Below are 17156 nucleotides of genomic sequence, written 5' to 3'. Positions count from 1 at the left end.
CCCCCCAAAAAAAAGAACTATAATAATTACATACTAAATTAATTTTATGAGGTGAAATAATGAAAATATCTACTAAGCTAAGTATCGGTTTAGCTGCTATGATAATGACAATTAGTTCCTTAGCAACCAGTACAGCTAATTTACAATCGGTTGAAGCTAAAACACAAGAACAAACAATAGTATTAACCCATCCCGCCTATCTCTATAATAAAAATGGTCACAAAGTTAAGGAAAAGATTGATGAAAATAATATGGTGATTAATCCACCCGATGCTGCTACTAGCAATGATCCTAATGGCTATTATTATCTTGAAAATTATGATGTTACTAATTTTCCATATACTGGCAAGACACGCATAATTAACGGGCAAACTTATTATGATACAGGTAAAAATTATTATGTTAATGCAGCTGATGTTAAAGAAATAAACGGCAAAAATATTAAACAGGGTAAGTTAGTTCTTAACCACAAATCAGCTGTTTACAATAAAAAAGGGCAAAAAGTTGGACAAACTTATGCCAAAAATTCAATTATCAACTATGCTGGCAAAGTTAAAACTACTACTGAGATGCCTAAGTACTTCTTTTCGCAAGCTGAAACTAAAACGTACTCATATTTGACTACTCACCAAATTAAGGGTCATGATTATTATGCCCTTGGTCACAATCGCTATCTCAATGCCTATAACGTTGATAGCATTAATGGTGAACCCGCACGCTATAATGGCGTTACCACAGCTAAAGTTATTAGTGACACAAAAACTCAAACTTTAACTAATGCCAGGACCAAGCATATTCTGAAAAAGGGACAAAAAATCAAATTGGATCTAACAGTTACGCCATGGTCTGAAGACTTTGGCGGTTACATTTACAGATTGCATGATTATCCAAATGAATATGTTAATGAATTTTACGTTCAACCTCGTGCTGCTTTACCTGTAACTGACTACACCAACCTTGCCTATAGCTTTGTTAAGCCTAATACAACTAATAATGTCCAAATCTATGACGTCAATGGTAAAGCTACCGATAGCAGTATTAAATATCATCAAGATGCTACTATTTCAGTTGATGGCTTAATTTATCTTTGGAATGCCAGTGAAAAGAAAGCAGAATTATTCTACCACCTGTTTTATGATCATAATGATACTAGCAGTGACACTGTTAACCCCGCTGACAAGCCAAACATTCCTACTAATAGCAATCCCAATACTGTAATAGCGACTCCAGTAAGTACGCAGCAGCCTAAAGCTGCAGACCCTAGTCTAACCAACAGATTTATTAAAGCTAGTGATGTTACTTTTACTAATGGTATTAAGCTGACACCAATCAATACGGCTAAAGAAGTAACTGATGAGGCACAAAAACCAATCACTGATAGTACCAAGAAAGAATTGCAAGACCTGATTGCCCAAAGCCAAACTATTAAAAACAGTGATGCTTATCATTCAGTTGTTCGCTACAATTACGATAATGCATTAACTTATGCAAGCAATCTACTTAAGTCTAATAAAGCTACTGTTGCCCAGGCTAAAGAAGCTATCTGGCTACTTAAAACAACACAAACTCAATTAACGACACTTGACTTCGAAGATTGGAGCTAAAGCTCACACAACATTTAAAAGAACCAGTTTACCAAAGTAGACTGGTTCTTTTTTATTAGATCTTGGTAAACTAAATAATATTAGTCTTACCTTCCTCTTGGACTAACTTCCAGCCAGTAACAAAATGCTGCTCACGCAAATTACACAAGTCGTGATAATCACTTTCCAGGCTATCAATCGCATCCTGAAGCTGCTTGTTTTGTCTGCGTATTTCATTCAATTCAGGATCGTTAACCACTCCTTTAAGATGCATTGTTGCAGCTAGCGAACGTCTTCTTTCCTCAAACTCACCTTTTAAGGTTGCCAGCGTATTCTCATATGTTACTAGCTTTTGATTAACCTGCGAAATCTGGTTATTTAACTGCATAAATAATTTAAACGGCATGTTGGATTTTATTCGATTGCACTCTTTACACGACAGTATCAAATTATCAAAGTCATTATTATGCGATAGCGATACTGGGTCCTTATGATCCACGCTATGACCACGGCGACCACAATATTGACAACGATAATGATACTTGGCGCGAACTCTTTCACGATCAATATAATCAACTTCATTTAATTGGAAGTTAACTGCTAAGCCCAATTTTTCTAAGTTTTCAGCAAAAGTTAAATCTTTGCGCGGCACAAAACTTATTTTTCCTGTTTCACTAGCAATTACCGCCTTATTAAAATCGGATCGCGGTAATTGCTGCTGTGCTAGACTATTACCGTCATAGTCTTGAATCAGAGCCTCATAACATTTTCGTTGTTGTTTATCAGTAATCAAAAATTGCCTATCTTCGCTAGCATCACTGCCGGTAAAGGTATATAGCATACTTTGCGCAAAAATCTGTACTGCAATATTGGCAAAATCTTCGGGCCTTTGACCTCGCTCCAGGCACAGATCACAAACACTAGTCAGTTTAGGATTTATTAATCCTTCCTGCTTAAAATGAACGGAATTCATGCGTAAGCCGCATGCACTGCATTGGAATTTCACTTAGGTCTCCTTTGATAGTGTTAATTATTTATCTTAATTCTACTCAAGTTAAACAAATAAAAAAAGCCGCATTACTTTCGTAAGTCGACTTTTATTTTTTATAGATTTGGAACAAACTACTTAGTTTCGTCTGCTTTAGCCTTGTTCAAGAAAGAAACAACAGCTGCAACGTGAGCAACACGCTTCTTAGCGTTCTTCTTGTTCTTAGGTCTTTGGTTTGGTTCACAACCAGTGTTGTAATTTTCACCTTTACGCATAGTACTATACTTCCTTTCAGATTTTCGAAAATCTCACTTAGTTTACCATGTTAAAGCTTTCTAGGCAAGATTTAACCGATTTTAATAAGTAAGATCCAGCAGAAAGTAGGATTTCAAAAAAATAACCTGCCGTAATTGCAGATTATTTATAAAGTTACATCTTTTTAAACTAGCAAGTCTTACCCTCTTGCATATCTTTAGCAGTTACTGCCGATGGTTCATATTCATTAATCGAAACTGCACCGTCAATTACGCCACTGTCATCAGCTAAATTCAACGTAGCATCTTTTTCATCAACAACTAAATCGTTGCCTAAAAATTGCATCTCAGCCGGACTAGTATATAGGTCAAGACCAGCATTATTGGTTACCTTTATTGTGAAAGCTGGATCTTTGGCAGCTAAAATAACAAATTGAAAATTAGCTCCAATTGAGCAGGTACCACCAACTTTAGAATATTCATTAGAACCGTCATTTAACGTTAGTAAAACCACCTGACCAGCTTGAACACGTCTGTTAAGCTTCTTTTCGGCAGCTGGCTTTAAATTCATTTGAACATTATCCATAACTAAATCCCCCTTATCTTTAACTACTAACTAAAGTATAGTATATAATAATATAGGAAAGCAAAGTTCTTGTTTATTAGCCAGACTTCATTATGATTACAAATTTATTATTGCATACAGCAAAAAAAAAGCTCAAAATAGAAGTAATGACTTTAGATGATTGTAACTTGCGAAAGGGGACATTTTATGACCGTCTTGAAAAAAATCGCTAACGACAGAATCTTACAAATTACTGCTGTAGTAACTATAATCAGCCTTTTTTTTGCTAGACCGCGGCTCGAGGACATTAACTTACACACGATATTTTCGGTAGCCGCGATGCTAGTCATTATTCAAATATATGCCTACTTGCATGTTTTGGACGTGCTGGCGTATAAATTAACGAGTATTGCAGATAACACACGTAAACTAAATATTCTATTTACGCTATTAGCTATTATTGCTGGGATGTTTTTAGGTAACGACATAACAGCGCTTACACTAATTCCATTATATCTCAATATTGCCAAAAAGTATAATTTACCGCAAATATTGCCTGTTACCTTAATTGGTATGGGAGCAAACATTGGAGCGGCATTTACGCCTTGGGGTAATCCACATAACATCTTTTTAGTCAGTAAATATTCAGTCAGTGCCCTAAAATTCTTTTCTTGGTCGCTGCCTTATCTGATTGCTTCGTTAATTATTGCCTTTATTATTTTTCACTTTATTCCTCGTAAACAGATTCCAATTCAAAAAACTACACCAGTTAAAATAAGTGTTCGGCCAACAATCATCACTACAATGGTTTTTGCCTTTTTCTTTTTGGGCGTTTTTAAGGTGGTTAATGTAGCTTGGCCAATGATAGCTGCCATCATTTTGGCACTATTAATCAATCCTAAGATACTACTTAGAGTTGATTATGCTTTATTGCTAACTTTTACCTGTTTCTTTATTTTTATTAGTGATATCCAACAGATTCCGGTCATTGTGACCTTAATTCACACCATGATTAATTCAGAGGGGTCAACTTATCTTACCTCGATTGTTTCTAGCCAGATTATTAGTAATGTGCCAGCTACGATTTTAGTTGGGAAGTTCACGCCGTACGCTGAAGCCCTATTTTTGGGATCAAATATTGGTGGCTTTGGCTCGCCAATTGGTTCAATGGCGAACATGTTAGTTCTAAAAACCTTTACTGAAAATGGGACAGTTTCAAAAGGTGAATTCTTTAAGAAATGGCTATTGATGCAAATCGCTGGTTTAGTTATCTTAACAATTATCGGAGGAATTTTATTACTCATTTAAAACCAGTTCGTTACTATTTCCAAAAAAAGCAGAAGTTAGTTATAATTAGATTAAGCTAGATTAAAAGGAGAAAAATATGTCACCATTAATGTGGATAATTCTAATTATCATTATTCTGTTAGTTGCTATCTATATTACCAGCTATAATTCACTACAAAAATCTAAGGTATATACTGATGAATCTTGGAGTCAAATTGACGTGCAGCTAAAGCGGCGTAATGATTTAATTCCCAATCTTGTAGAAACCACTAAAGGCTATGCTAAACATGAAAAAAGTACTTTAGCCGAAGTGGTGCAATTACGGAATCAATTGACTGCGATTCCTAGTGATGACCGGGCGCAAGCGTTAAAGGTATCAAACCAGATTTCAGATGCGCTGAAATCAGTTTTTGCTTTACAGGAAAATTATCCTGATTTAAAAGCCAACCAAAACTTCATGAAACTACAAGAAGAATTGACCAATACCGAAAATAAAATTGCTTATTCTCGGCAACTTTATAATTCTTCAGCTGCCCTTTATGATCAAAAGCTATTAACTTTTCCATCTAATATGGTTGCGCGAATTCATGGCTTCCAAAAAGTCGATTATTTGCAAACAAGTGAAGCTGAAAAAGAAGCACCTAAAGTTAAGTTTTAATAATAGGATCAACCATGCTATTTCAACAAATCGCCAGTAATAAGCGTAAAACAGGCTTGATTATGGTGTTATTCATAATTATTCTTGCTTTAGTTGGTTCAGGATTAGGCTATCTTTTTGGTGGGACACCTTGGAGCGGTTTAATCCTTGCCCTAATTGTTAGTGCAATCTATCTATTGATAGTTATGCATGATCCTGCAAATATGGTAATGAACCTTAATCATGCCCAAGAAGTTCACGAATCAGACAATCCAGAATTATGGCATATTGTACAAGATATGGCCTTAGTGGGTCGCGTGCCAATGCCGCGAGTTTTTATTATTAATGATCCTAGCCCTAATGCTTTTGCGACTGGTCGTGATCCCGAGCACAGCGCTATTGCAGTCACTCAAGGTTTATTAACCATGATGAATCGTGAAGAGCTCGAGGGAGTTCTAGGTCATGAAGTTTCACACATTCGAAACTATGATATTCGCCTTTCAACCGTAGCTACTGTTTTAGTGGGCGTTATTTCCTATATTTCAGGTATTGCTAGTCGTTACATCTGGTGGTTTGATGATGATCGCGACAATGACGATCATGATGACAACAAGGCGGTTTTAATATTTAAAATTATTGCAATTTTATTTGTGTTAATTCTCGGTCCATTGTGTGCCAGTCTGGCCCAAATGGCGTTATCACGTAATCGCGAATATTTAGCCGATGCTTCATCAGTTGAACTAACCCGAAATCCACAGGGACTAATTTCTGCTTTAACTAAGATTGAACACAGTGAGCCAATGCAACAGGCTGATCCAAGCAGTCGTGGATTATATATTGAGAATCCATTACATAAGAAAAACTTATTTGACAGCCATCCAGCAACTGCAGACCGAATTAAGCGACTAGAAAAAATGTAATTTTTCACTGCCCGACCAGAGAACTTATTCTTTGATCGGTTTTTTAGTGCAACAAAAATAGCGATTCTGACCGAATCACCATTGATACTATTCTATTTTAAATTAATATTAGCTTGTCTAAATAACTCCGACCTCATCTGAACCGGTGTTTGATGATAATATTCATTAAACTTCTTATAAAAAAAGGATTTTCCTTGATATCCCACTAAAGTGATAATTTCCTTAACCGAGATATCTGGTCGGGCTAGCAAATTACGGGCTTCTTGCATCCTTCGCTCATCAACATGTTCGACAAAACTCTTCCCCGTTTTTTGTTTAACTAGGCTTGAAAAATAATTAGGATTTAAGCCAAAATGTTTGGCTGCTTCTGCTAAAGTAATATCAGCAAAATTGGCATCAATATAGCGATCAAGTTCTGTTCCGGCAAATTCCATAGTTGTTGCTGGTGCAGCGTTCAAGTCTTGCTTTCTGATAGTAGTAATCAACAACAATTTTAATTCGGCCGCAATAATTTCTTTAGCAAATAAATTTGCTTGTAGATATTCATCAATTATTTTATTTATTAATTGAACTGGTTCTGATAATTCAGTATTTTTAAGATATAAAAATCGCTGTTGTTCCAATTTCTGTTCCAACTGCTTGATAATTTCCCGCTCTGACGCAGTACGCGAACCAGTATTTCCTGGGAAATACTGCCCTAGCTTTTGTAAACTAAATTCTAGTTTAACCAATACCCCACTATTTGTTTGCTGTTGTATCTCATATTCACACTTATTCAACAAAAAAAGCATATTTCCCGGCTTGAGCCGATATTCATAGTTATCGACCTTAATTTTTATTTCACCTGCTGCCACATAAAGCAGTTGATAGCTGCTTGCTTGATAACGATGGACACCAGTATTATGATTTTCAAGCAAAATTGTAAATAGGTCAAAATTTTTATTTCCTGAATTTAACCGTAACTCATTGGTATCTGCTGTAGTTGCATGCAAAATACTGAGTAAATATTGTTCCAGTTTAACTACTGCCATGATTTCACCACCTAATCTTAGTTTATTTTCATAGTTCAATTATATAACAAAAAAGCAGTTTAATGATGAAAAACTAGACAAAGGACATTTTTTCTTGTACAATTTAGCCAAACAACATCGGGGTGCCGTTTGGCTGAGAAGATACCCATTGAACCTGCTATGGCTAATACCAGCGAAGGGAAAATTAACGTTTTTGCGTCGTCGAGTTTTTCCTTGACGACTTTTTATTTGGTGAAAAAATGTCAATCACAACTAACAATCTCTGTTTTTCATATAATCAAAATACCAAAATTCTTAATCAAATTAATTTAACAATCCCAACAGCTAAATTTTCGCTTTTAATTGGACCAACTGGCTGTGGTAAATCAACTATTTTAAAAATTCTTGCTGGTTTGTATCCTAAATACGCTGGTCAAACTACTGGAAACGTTGATCTTGATGGATTACAAGCCGGCATGATGTTTCAACACGCTGGTGAACAGTTTACTATGGCCACACCTCGTGAAGAAATCATCTTTGCACTTGAAAATTTACAAGTCTCTCCTGAACAATATTCCCAGCGATTGGCTCACGGTGTAGAATTTACCCAAATTAAGCAGCTACTTGATCAAAAGATTAATACTATGTCAGGCGGTGAACAACAACGGGTTGCCCTCGCTGTTTTGGTCGCAATGGACCTTGACCTTTTTCTATTAGACGAGCCTTTTGCCAGTTGTGATCCTGAAGCACGCAGATTTCTAATTGACAAGCTCGGACAATTACAAACTCAGGGTAAAACTATTATTGTTAGTGACCACCTATTAAACGATTATGCCGGCATTTGCGATTATCTCTTTCAATTCAAAAATGGTACAATCACTAAACTATCTGATCATGAAAAAGACCAGCTGTTGACACAGGGGCAGACTGCTGCCTCCTACTGCTTCGCTGTCCCAAATAACAAGGCTGCTTGTTTCACCTTAACTAATGTCCAAATTGCTCACAAGCGACTGCTATTACAACAACCTGAGCTTAAAATTGCTGCTGGAAAAACAACTCTCATTACTGGGGCTAACGGTACTGGTAAAACTTCATTATTTAATGCACTCACCAAGATGATCCCTTACATTGGCAGTATTGCATATTATGATCAGGAGATTAGCAAGTTAAGCGCTCGAAAATACTTGCTTAACGTGGCACAAGTTTTTCAAAATGCCACGGATCAATTCTTAAGTGTCACAGTTGCCGACGAAATTGCTTTGAGTAAAAAACAAGGATTAAATCCATTCTTTACCTCTGAAAAAATCAATCAAACATTGAACTATCTTGATTTAGACCAGCACCTAGATCAAGTTGTTTACACACTTTCGGGAGGTCAACAAAAGAAACTACAAATCTTTTTAATGCTACTAACTAATCAAGACGTATTGCTATTTGACGAACCATTAAGTGGATTAGATGAAGCCTCCAGTAAAAAAGTTGTCCAGCTCATGCAAGAAAGTCAGCAAGCTCGCCACCAAACCTTTTTAATTATCAGTCATGATTTACATAACTTAGCCCCTTGGTGCGACTATCATCTAGTCTTGCAACATCAGCATTTGAGCTATTCTACTAAGTGAGGTCAATCATGAATCCTAGTTTCAAATTTATTTTAGCGTTAATTATTTCTATCGAAATCTCCATCAAGGTCAGTCTAACCACTAACTTACTAATTATTTTATTTTGTATTGGTTACTTGTTAGTTCACCACACTACGATAAAAAAACTGCTAACTTTGCTACTTGCACCATTAATTGCTGCTATCACCGTTTTTGCTACTTTATACTGGTTTACCACCCAGCCAAATCTTAATAATGCTTTGAGCCTATCAAGTCGAATTTATGTTTATACGCTCTCGATTGCCTGTGTTAGCTGCAATACTAGTGCTGAATCATTGGCACGTTCATTTGAACAAAATTTTAAGCTGCCAAGCAAATTTGCTTATGGTGTGCTAGCTGCTCTTAATATTATCCCTTTAATGAAGCATGCGGTTAAACAAATCCGAACTGCTGGTATGATGCGCGGTGTTTATCTGAGTTTTTGGTCACCAGTACTTTATTTTAAAGCCATTCTGGTTGCCCTTAATTCAGCCGATAATTTGGCCCAAGGAATGGAATCACATGGATACCGCGAAGGCGGTCAGCGTTCTATAATTGCGCCAATCACAGTTAAACGCAGTGATTGGTTATGGAGTATACTTTTACTCTGTTTAACGAACCTCTTCCTCTTTACATTGAAATAAGCAAAAAGACAACAGTTTAATTCCTGCTGTCTTTTTGCTAGTTATTAACCTTTTAATCCCGTGACTGCTTTTGTCCCCATTCTCTATTTTCCTTAACAAAGATCTGCAATAAATCTACAGCCTCCATCTTCTTTCGGAAAAATAGTGGTAACTCTGCAATTACCAGTTGGTCCACTTCTGCTACACTACGATACTTCGGATTAGTTATGGCAGCTTCAAGATTGTCTAAATAAAAGTATTCAAAAAATACTTCTTGCTTATCATAAGTTGTATACCAATAAGCCCAAACAACAAAATTACCACAATTAGAAATATCATCAGCCAAGTTGTTAGCCAACCCAACATAATCAAAGTCAGAATACTTATCTACCATATAATCACCTTTATTCTTTTAAACTTATATTTCACAATCATTATTACATTATATCTACTGGTATTTACTTATCTGTTAATAATACTTCCACTAGCTTCATTGTTCAACCAAATTTTTGATTAAGCAACTTGCAATTAACCATCAGTAATTCAATTACTTATGATATGGACTGCCACTATTAATCATAAAACCACGATAAATCTGTTCAATTAGGACCACCCTCATTAATTGGTGCGGCATAGTCAACTTACCAAAGCTGAGCAAACTATCGGCACGCTGATTCACTGCCTGACTAGTCCCCAGACTACCACCTATCACAAAAGTTAGCGTTGAATGTCCATAAGTAGCCAAATCTTGCAATTCATGGGCAAACTCCTCACTACTACGTTCTTTTCCCTTAATTGCAGTTACATAAACATAGTCTTTTGGCTGGATCTTACTCAAAATTCGGTTACCCTCAATTGCTTTAACCTGTTCTTGCTGAGCTAAACTGTATTTTTCTGGTGCCTTTTCATCTGCAACTTGTATTAGTTCTACTTTTGCAAAACGACTTAAACGCTTGCAATATTCCGCAATGGCAGCCTGAAAATACTTCTCTTTTAATTTACCTACACATACAATCTTAATCTTCATAACTTCTATTTTATCCCCTAATTCGCATTGTTTCCACCCCAGTTTTCCACAACTGTGTAAAAGCAAAATCTACATTTTGTAGTCAAAACTTCTGTTCGCCACCTAATTTGTGATTGCAGATTTTTTAAAATTTTTTTGTTAAAAAGTTGCCCACATATTATCTCTAATTCGCAAATTTACAAACGTATGGCAATAAATGCTATTATACTAGGATATTTGACTAATTATTCCTAAAAATAGTACCTGTAATCTACACACAATCAACAGATTATCCACAGCTATCTAGCAGCCTTTTTGGCAAAGTTATACACAATCCACAAAGTTATACACAGTTATCAACATCGTTTTATTGCTTTTAAAAAACTTGACAAGTTATAATTCCGAACATAATGATGTTTCGCAATAAAATTATTAATAAAAAAGCTATGTTAGCGGATAAAACCTAGCCAGCATAGCCTTTTTTTATTTAAATAAAGAATATTAGCAACTTTAATTAGCCTGCAACTTAACCTTTAAATTCAGCATTTTTCCATCCCGATTAACAGATAAATTGACGGTATCACCGACTTTATGACTATACAAGATGCTGTGTAACGAAGCGACATCTGAAACAGATTTATTGTCAACCTTGGTAATAACATCACCCGATTTAATCCCAGCTTCCGCAGCAGAACCTCTCTTAGTTACTGAAGAAACATAAATCCCCTTCTTCAAATCAGATTTTATATTGAGCCTCTTCTTGTAGCTATCAGGAATTCCTTCTAGGGCAATTACCTTAACACCTAATTGTGGCCGCGTAATTTTACCCTTCTTAACTAGCTGGTTAACAATCGTAACCACTTCGTTAGATGGAATCGCAAAGCCCATTCCTTCAACTGAAGTACCATCACTAGATTGGGCTAACTTCATTGAGTTAATTCCAATTACTTGGCCAGCCGAGTTGACTAGAGCACCACCGGAATTCCCTGGATTAATTGCCGCATCAGTTTGAATAACCGTCTGCTCATTAGCAGATGACGTAGTAATGTTACGTGCTGGTGCTGAAATAATCCCTTGAGTGACCGTAGACGCGTATTCACTACCTAAAGGTGAACCAACCGCAATCACATTTTGTCCAGGAGCTAGGCTCTTAGAATCGCCAAATTCAGCTGTTTGACTTACATAACTAGCATCAATGGCTAGCACAGCAAGGTCGGTTGTTTCATCAGTACCAACGATTCGGGCATTGACAGTCTTACCATTGGTCAGCATCACTTGCACCTTATCACTACCAGAGACAACGTGATTATTAGTTACAATATAACCTTTTTTGCCCGACTTCATATAAATAACGCCGGAACCTTCACTATAAGTCTGTAACTTACCTTTGCCCTGACTGTTACTATTATTGTCGTCATCATCACCAAATAGATCAAACAAAGAATTACTCTTATTATTTGCCTGTCGCTTCATATTAATAACAGACACAACTGCACCCTTAACGTTGTTATAAGCTGGGGTCATTGCACCACTAGTTTTAGCACTCTTTTTAGAGAGCTTAGCACTATTAGAAGTAACACTAGTCTGGGCACTGTTATTATTTAAGTTAGCATTATTAATTTGATCAATGGCAACATAAGAAACCCCGCCGCCAATGATCCCTGCAACAACGCCAACTACCGCTGTTTTAACAAGACCATTTTTCATGATTAATTATCTCCTTTGTCTATACTTTCTAATATACTAATAAATTTTGAACAAATTATGAACAATGCTGCTAAATTTCAACTAAATTAGTAGGTTGTTGTGGATCAGTCAAGTTAATTTTAACATCACTGGGTAAATTCGTATCCCCGGACAGCAAGATTTTTTCAGCACTGTCTTTAGCTAACTGCGCAGTATTATTATGTTGACTTAAATGAGCCAAAAAAATTTGCTTAGTTTTATTGCTTACAACATCTCGTAAAGCCTCTCCAGCTTCTTCATTGGACAAATGACCAACATCTGAAAGAATCCGCTGCTTCAATTCCCACGAATATGGCCCATTACGCAGCATCATGTCATCATAGTTAAATTCCATTAAGTAGGCATCAGCATCTGTGATTACCTCTTCAACTTTTTGCGAAACATAACCGGTATCTGTCAAAAAAGCCATTCGCTTGCCCTGACTAGCAAACACATAATATTGCGGCGCAGCCGCATCATGACTAGTAGCAAACGCTGTAACGTCAAGATCACCTAAAGTTAATGTCTGTCCAGGTTCAATGACATTAATTTGTGGCATTGGCAACTTACCAATCTTATTGGTTTGCGATAGATAGTTCCAAGTCGCTTCATTAGTATATGCCGCAATTTGCGGATACCGCCGCATTAATACCCCTAATCCTTTACTGTGATCAGAATGATCATGGCTTAAAAAAACTAGGTCAATATCCGCAATATCAACTCCAACTTGCGCCAATAACTGCTGCGTCTTTTTACCAGACAGTCCAGCATCCATCAAAATCTTGTGCTGCCTCGTTTCGATTAAACTGGTATTTCCAGTTGAACCACTAGCTAAAATAGAAACTTGCAAATTTTTCCCCTTCTAAAATATTCATTATTAATATGAGCTACCAACTTGCAATAACTGAGCAGTAAAAGCATTCACTCGCTTTATCGTAACATTCTTAGTGGCCTTACTTTCAATCCAAATAATCCATGTCGGCAATAAAATTGTACTGCCACGCACTTCCGTTAACTTAGAATATCCTAGTTTAACTTGCATTACTCGTGAATTATTGGCAATTTCACGATCAGTATACATTGCTTTAACCGCATGCCACGCACTGATAATTAATTGTGGTTCACGTACCGCGTGAATTGGCCCGAGATACGTAATCATATAATTAGTGATCTGATTTTTATGAACATTAATCGTTAGTTGCGCACTACTATCATAGATTTGCCCATAAGGTGAACTTTGAACATAACAATAAGTACTTTTATTGGACATGCCGGCATCATAATTAAATTTAGCGCCAAACGGAACATTCTGTGAGTCATTTTTAAAATTATTTAGCTGCTGCAATATTTGTTTTTGATTGCCACTTAACATAATTGGATTCTTAGGTGTCACAGTTAGAGTATTGTCATTTTTGGAAAAATGAGTAGTCATCTGAGTTAAATCGTTTGTTTTATTACCTAAATAATCTTTGTTCTTAGCCGCCAAATAATAACCCGAACGCTGTTTATGCGATATGTGGCGAGGAATATCAATCCCGTCTGCCCTCATCTCATTACGAATACTAGTAGTTGTCGTCCCTGAACTACTGCTCAAACTGATTGGAGAACGCCAAATTTCTATTCCTAGGTATAAGTCAATTAACAAGAAAATAATAAAAAATAGCCATTCTATTCGTTTATGGTCCATTTTATTGCGTTCCTCCTTGCTTTTTACCTACTCTATCTAATACACTAAAGTCTTGCTTTTTCCATTCAGACAAGCTTTTCCATTGATCATACGCTTTAACATAATATGTTGGAATCAAGTTAACCAAGTTATCATGACTGTTATCTTTTTCTACTTGAAAAGCAACCACTACACGTTGAATCTCTGTTCTCTTAAGTCCACTATTAACTAAGTTTTGCACCACTGAATCTGTTGACTGCAAATTACGAGTTTGTCCATCAAAGGGAATCGGAATCTGTAATTCCAAATTATTAAAAGTCACTTCAACAGCATCTTGGCTGTAATTAGTATTAATTTGTAAATCATGCTTATTTAAAAAGACTGGTATACCTTCAACATAATTAGTATAGTTGGTGATGGCACCGTTAGTATCAAAAAAGCGTAAATCTTGTTCATTTAAGCCAGTCTTATGCACGTAATCAACACTATCAAGCAGCTGCTCATTAACAGTCATATTCTTTCTTTTTTCATAATTAGTATATAAGAAGTCATGACGGTTAGACTTAGTCTTAGGTACCCGCAGCTTAGTATAATAATTTAGCGAATAGATCGTCCAGGGGCCTTTGCCAGTATGAGTAGTAACATTGGTTGTGCCTAATAAACGTGAAACAAAATAGGAATCCGTTTGGCTATTAGTAAGGTAGCTGTAAACGCGCCAGTCTTCATTATTAAGATAAAAAACTTCGTAGCATCCCTTTAGGTGCTCAAACTTAACCGGAATCTTGCTGCGTGCTTGCTTGGCGTACCCGCGCAGCCGCTTAAAATTAACATTAGCTAGCTCAAGTTTTAATACAGTATAAGTTTCATCATTACCTAAATACAGATATTTGTTACTGCTGGAAACAAAGACACGGCGAAACTGCTGACCAGTTTTTTGTAAATTTCGCTTAGTCAGTAAATTTAAATTAACTTCATCTGGAAATGTTAACTGCAAGTAATCTGGATCTTTCAGTAACTGCTCATACTTTAGCTGACTACTGCTAACTTTTTTTACCTGCTGATATTTAGCACCTTTTAATTCTTTGGTAAATTCTAAAGGCAAGTTGTTCTTAGCATCATATAATCTGCACAGTTGACCATCTTGATAACCATAAGAACTAGTTGGGATATATAAGTCATTAACTGATTGAGTCTTATGCATTCGTGACTGCTGAGTAACATTATTGTCTTGTTTAATATGGCTAAAATATTGATCATTAGTCATAATAAAAATCCACAGCACGATTGATAATATAAAAGCTGCACCTGTACCCAAAAAGAGCAGTGTATCACCAATTTTATGCTTAAACTTCATCCCAATCATCCCCTTCACTCATTGGCTCATACGGTAGTGCAATATGAAAGACTGATCCTTTTCCCTCACTACTGGTGGCCCAAATCTGGCCATGATGATCTTCAACAATTTCTTTAGCAATTGCTAAACCAAGACCCGTACCACCTTGAGCTCGTGAACGTGCCTTATCAACCCGATAAAAACGGTCAAAGATTTTGTGTAAATCTTCACGCGGAATACCTAATCCCTGATCAGCAATATTCAAAATAATCTGCTGTTGATCTTGTTGCAACTTAACAGTAATCACACCGCCATCAGGTGAATATTTAATCGCATTATTTACAACATTATCAATTACTTGCGCCATTTTATCAGTATCAATCTCAACCCATAGTGCTTGCGGGGCTAGATGTCGTTTAATCGTGTATTTCTTCTTACCCGCTTTTTGATCGCTTTTCACAATCATATCGAAGCGATCCAAAATATGCGCAACAAAATCATTAAAATTAACCCACTCAAAGTCAACTTTAGAAACGCCTCGATCCATCCGTGACAAACTAAGCAAGTCATTAATCATTCGAATCATACGTTCGGTTTCTTCTTGAGTAACCTGCAAAAACTGTGGAGCAACCTCGGGATCTTTCCAAGCGCCAGCATTCAAGGTCTCAATATAGGCATGTAAACTTGTTAGCGGCGTTCGCAGTTCATGAGACACATTAGACACAAATTGTTTTTGCGAATCTTCATTTTTCTGCTGTTCCGTAATATCATGCAAGACACAAACACTACCTGAAACAAAGCCAGTTACCCGCTTAATTAGTGAGAAGCTTGCATGCAAAATTACTTCATCACGTGTTCCTTTGTTAACAGTTAGGACAATGCCTTTTTGCTCGGCAATTAAGTCTTGTGAAGTTTCATCAATTCCCAAAACCACCGCAATTGGCTTGTTAATAATCTGCTCTTCAGTAGTATTAAAAAAACTAAGCACCATTTGATTAACAACACTAATATTGCCATGACGATCTGTAGCCAACACGCCATCACTCATATGTGACAAGACACTATCAAGTCTACGCTGTTCACTTTCTGACTCTTCTTGGGAACGTTCAATTCTAACTGATAAGGTATTAAAAGCCTGGCCCAATTGCCCCAATTCGTCATTTGAGTAAATCTTTACTTGGCTAGAATAATCCCCTTCGGCAATATTTAACGCCTGTGATTGCATTTCTTCAATCGGTCGCGTAATTGCACGTGAAACTACTAGTGACAAAATTGCTCCTAAAACAGCTGCAATTAGCGAGGTCACTAAGAACATTAACGAAACATTACGCAGATTATCAAAGACACCCTGCATTGACGCACGAACATAGATTGCACCAACAGTATTAGCGGACCCATTGCCCGCATTGAGCGGTGTAACTTGCACCATGTAATCGCCATGATCCTCAACCACCTTGGTCGCTTGCTTGCCAGTCGAAGTCACCTGCTTAACCAAAGCATTATTGACTCGCTGACCAACTCGGCTTTTGTCATTAAAGTTAGATACTGCGCGAATAATATCCTTATTGTCAACAATGATAATTTGACTAATTGCACTAGTGCCGTTGCCATAATCATTGACAATCCGATTAATGCTACTATCCGTATGCTTGTTGTCACGCAACAACTGCATCGCCACTTGATTAGTAACAATTGGTGGCACTTGAATGGTTGACTGAAAGTTTTCAATGCTACTTTGTTCTAGCTGCCTAGTGAAATAAGCCCCGATAACTTCAATCGTGGCAATAATCATCGCCATAAAGACAATTGCTAACGTGGTATTAATGGAAATAAATAAATGTTTGAACTTGCTCTTAATCTTTTTAATCATAATCATATATTATAGAGATAAAAAGAAAGCCACGCATCAAAAATAATATCTG

The 17156-nt window shown here is 36.6% G+C and carries 17 protein-coding genes and 1 riboswitch; of the genes, 6 read left to right on the top strand and 11 right to left on the bottom strand.

Annotated elements, in window-relative coordinates; genetic code table 11:
- Positions 1 to 59 precede the first annotated feature (59 nt).
- Positions 60 to 1604 carry an SLAP domain-containing protein gene (locus OZX56_RS00495; RefSeq protein ID WP_277139766.1) on the top strand — a complete coding sequence of 515 codons (1545 nt, stop codon included), beginning with the start codon at positions 60 to 62 and terminating at the stop codon, positions 1602 to 1604.
- Positions 1605 to 1674: 70 nt separating this feature from the next.
- On the opposite strand, the gene OZX56_RS00490 is transcribed toward OZX56_RS00495, so the two are convergent.
- The 3 genes from OZX56_RS00490 to OZX56_RS00480 all read right to left on the bottom strand — a co-directional run bounded on the left by OZX56_RS00490 (position 1675) and on the right by OZX56_RS00480 (position 3411).
- Complete coding sequence (locus tag OZX56_RS00490) at positions 1675 to 2589, bottom strand: HNH endonuclease signature motif containing protein (RefSeq protein WP_277139765.1); 915 nt, start codon at positions 2587 to 2589, stop codon at positions 1675 to 1677.
- A gap of 116 nt (positions 2590 to 2705) precedes the next feature.
- Positions 2706 to 2846 carry a hypothetical protein gene (locus OZX56_RS00485; protein ID WP_277125141.1) on the bottom strand — a complete coding sequence of 47 codons (141 nt, stop codon included), beginning with the start codon at positions 2844 to 2846 and terminating at the stop codon, positions 2706 to 2708.
- 169 nt (positions 2847 to 3015) lie between these two features.
- Positions 3016 to 3411, bottom strand: a complete 396-nt coding sequence (locus OZX56_RS00480; protein ID WP_277139764.1) for an iron-sulfur cluster biosynthesis family protein — start codon at positions 3409 to 3411, stop codon at positions 3016 to 3018.
- 186 nt (positions 3412 to 3597) lie between these two features.
- On the opposite strand from OZX56_RS00480, the gene OZX56_RS00475 reads away from it, so the two are divergent.
- From OZX56_RS00475 to htpX, 3 genes are all read left to right on the top strand, one after another.
- A complete protein-coding gene (locus OZX56_RS00475; RefSeq protein WP_277125145.1) occupies positions 3598 to 4698 on the top strand; it encodes an SLC13 family permease in 1101 nt (366 codons plus the stop codon).
- A gap of 76 nt (positions 4699 to 4774) precedes the next feature.
- The gene (locus OZX56_RS00470; protein WP_277139763.1) at positions 4775 to 5335 is read left to right on the top strand and encodes a LemA family protein; all 561 of its coding nucleotides are present in this window, start codon (positions 4775 to 4777) and stop codon (positions 5333 to 5335) included.
- A gap of 14 nt (positions 5336 to 5349) precedes the next feature.
- Entirely contained in the window at positions 5350 to 6234 is an 885-nt protein-coding gene (htpX, locus tag OZX56_RS00465) for a zinc metalloprotease HtpX (protein WP_277125148.1), read from the top strand.
- A gap of 92 nt (positions 6235 to 6326) precedes the next feature.
- On the opposite strand, the gene OZX56_RS00460 is transcribed toward htpX, so the two are convergent.
- Positions 6327 to 7265, bottom strand: coding sequence for a helix-turn-helix transcriptional regulator (locus OZX56_RS00460; RefSeq protein ID WP_277139762.1), 939 nt, complete (start codon positions 7263 to 7265; stop codon positions 6327 to 6329).
- A gap of 108 nt (positions 7266 to 7373) precedes the next feature.
- A riboswitch (TPP riboswitch) is annotated at positions 7374 to 7463 on the top strand.
- Positions 7464 to 7504: 41 nt separating this feature from the next.
- Between OZX56_RS00460 and OZX56_RS00455 the strand changes: the two genes are divergently transcribed.
- Together OZX56_RS00455 and OZX56_RS00450 are read left to right on the top strand one after the other, a co-directional pair.
- On the top strand, positions 7505 to 8863 hold the full coding sequence (locus OZX56_RS00455; RefSeq protein ID WP_277139761.1) for an ABC transporter ATP-binding protein: 1359 nt from the start codon (positions 7505 to 7507) through the stop codon (positions 8861 to 8863).
- Between the two features lie 8 nt (positions 8864 to 8871).
- A complete protein-coding gene (locus OZX56_RS00450; RefSeq protein WP_277139760.1) occupies positions 8872 to 9525 on the top strand; it encodes an energy-coupling factor transporter transmembrane component T in 654 nt (217 codons plus the stop codon).
- 52 nt (positions 9526 to 9577) lie between these two features.
- Here the strand turns inward: OZX56_RS00450 and OZX56_RS00445 are convergent, their stop codons facing one another.
- The 7 genes from OZX56_RS00445 to walK form a co-directional block, all read right to left on the bottom strand.
- Positions 9578 to 9898, bottom strand: a complete 321-nt coding sequence (locus tag OZX56_RS00445; RefSeq protein ID WP_277125154.1) for a hypothetical protein — start codon at positions 9896 to 9898, stop codon at positions 9578 to 9580.
- Positions 9899 to 10051: 153 nt separating this feature from the next.
- Positions 10052 to 10531 carry a 23S rRNA (pseudouridine(1915)-N(3))-methyltransferase RlmH gene (gene rlmH / locus OZX56_RS00440; protein ID WP_277139759.1) on the bottom strand — a complete coding sequence of 160 codons (480 nt, stop codon included), beginning with the start codon at positions 10529 to 10531 and terminating at the stop codon, positions 10052 to 10054.
- A gap of 489 nt (positions 10532 to 11020) precedes the next feature.
- Positions 11021 to 12217, bottom strand: coding sequence for a trypsin-like peptidase domain-containing protein (locus tag OZX56_RS00435; protein WP_277139758.1), 1197 nt, complete (start codon positions 12215 to 12217; stop codon positions 11021 to 11023).
- A gap of 70 nt (positions 12218 to 12287) precedes the next feature.
- On the bottom strand, positions 12288 to 13085 hold the full coding sequence (locus tag OZX56_RS00430; protein ID WP_277125160.1) for an MBL fold metallo-hydrolase: 798 nt from the start codon (positions 13083 to 13085) through the stop codon (positions 12288 to 12290).
- A 27-nt stretch (positions 13086 to 13112) separates the two neighbouring features.
- Positions 13113 to 13922, bottom strand: coding sequence for a two-component system regulatory protein YycI (locus tag OZX56_RS00425; protein WP_277139757.1), 810 nt, complete (start codon positions 13920 to 13922; stop codon positions 13113 to 13115).
- A 1-nt stretch (position 13923) separates the two neighbouring features.
- Complete coding sequence (locus tag OZX56_RS00420; protein ID WP_277126996.1) at positions 13924 to 15264, bottom strand: hypothetical protein; 1341 nt, start codon at positions 15262 to 15264, stop codon at positions 13924 to 13926.
- Entirely contained in the window at positions 15245 to 17101 is a 1857-nt protein-coding gene (walK, locus tag OZX56_RS00415; protein ID WP_277126997.1) for a cell wall metabolism sensor histidine kinase WalK, read from the bottom strand. Before walK ends, OZX56_RS00420 begins: the two co-directional genes overlap by 20 nt.
- Positions 17102 to 17156: the final 55 nt, after the last annotated feature.

The sequence above is a fragment of the Lactobacillus sp. ESL0684 genome (assembly GCF_029392675.1).
Lineage (GTDB): Bacteria > Bacillota > Bacilli > Lactobacillales > Lactobacillaceae > Lactobacillus.
The sequence above is the reverse complement of the archived record's forward strand: the minus strand, read 5'-3'. Positions and strand labels throughout refer to the sequence as shown.

What these genes read in the sequence shown, in the direction of transcription:
- OZX56_RS00495 (WP_277139766.1), top strand. Translation starts at nt 60, where the DNA reads ATGAAAATATCTACTAAGCTAAGTATCGGTTTAGCTGCTATGATAATG.
- OZX56_RS00470 (WP_277139763.1), top strand. Translation starts at nt 4,775, where the DNA reads ATGTCACCATTAATGTGGATAATTCTAATTATCATTATTCTGTTAGTT.
- rlmH (WP_277139759.1), bottom strand. Translation starts at nt 10,531, where the DNA reads ATGAAGATTAAGATTGTATGTGTAGGTAAATTAAAAGAGAAGTATTTT.
- OZX56_RS00435 (WP_277139758.1), bottom strand. Translation starts at nt 12,217, where the DNA reads ATGAAAAATGGTCTTGTTAAAACAGCGGTAGTTGGCGTTGTTGCAGGG.
- OZX56_RS00445 (WP_277125154.1), bottom strand. Translation starts at nt 9,898, where the DNA reads ATGGTAGATAAGTATTCTGACTTTGATTATGTTGGGTTGGCTAACAAC.
- OZX56_RS00420 (WP_277126996.1), bottom strand. Translation starts at nt 15,264, where the DNA reads ATGATTGGGATGAAGTTTAAGCATAAAATTGGTGATACACTGCTCTTT.
- OZX56_RS00425 (WP_277139757.1), bottom strand. Translation starts at nt 13,922, where the DNA reads ATGGACCATAAACGAATAGAATGGCTATTTTTTATTATTTTCTTGTTA.
- htpX (WP_277125148.1), top strand. Translation starts at nt 5,350, where the DNA reads ATGCTATTTCAACAAATCGCCAGTAATAAGCGTAAAACAGGCTTGATT.
- OZX56_RS00480 (WP_277139764.1), bottom strand. Translation starts at nt 3,411, where the DNA reads ATGGATAATGTTCAAATGAATTTAAAGCCAGCTGCCGAAAAGAAGCTT.
- OZX56_RS00450 (WP_277139760.1), top strand. Translation starts at nt 8,872, where the DNA reads ATGAATCCTAGTTTCAAATTTATTTTAGCGTTAATTATTTCTATCGAA.
- OZX56_RS00475 (WP_277125145.1), top strand. Translation starts at nt 3,598, where the DNA reads ATGACCGTCTTGAAAAAAATCGCTAACGACAGAATCTTACAAATTACT.
- OZX56_RS00460 (WP_277139762.1), bottom strand. Translation starts at nt 7,265, where the DNA reads ATGGCAGTAGTTAAACTGGAACAATATTTACTCAGTATTTTGCATGCA.
- OZX56_RS00485 (WP_277125141.1), bottom strand. Translation starts at nt 2,846, where the DNA reads ATGCGTAAAGGTGAAAATTACAACACTGGTTGTGAACCAAACCAAAGA.
- OZX56_RS00455 (WP_277139761.1), top strand. Translation starts at nt 7,505, where the DNA reads ATGTCAATCACAACTAACAATCTCTGTTTTTCATATAATCAAAATACC.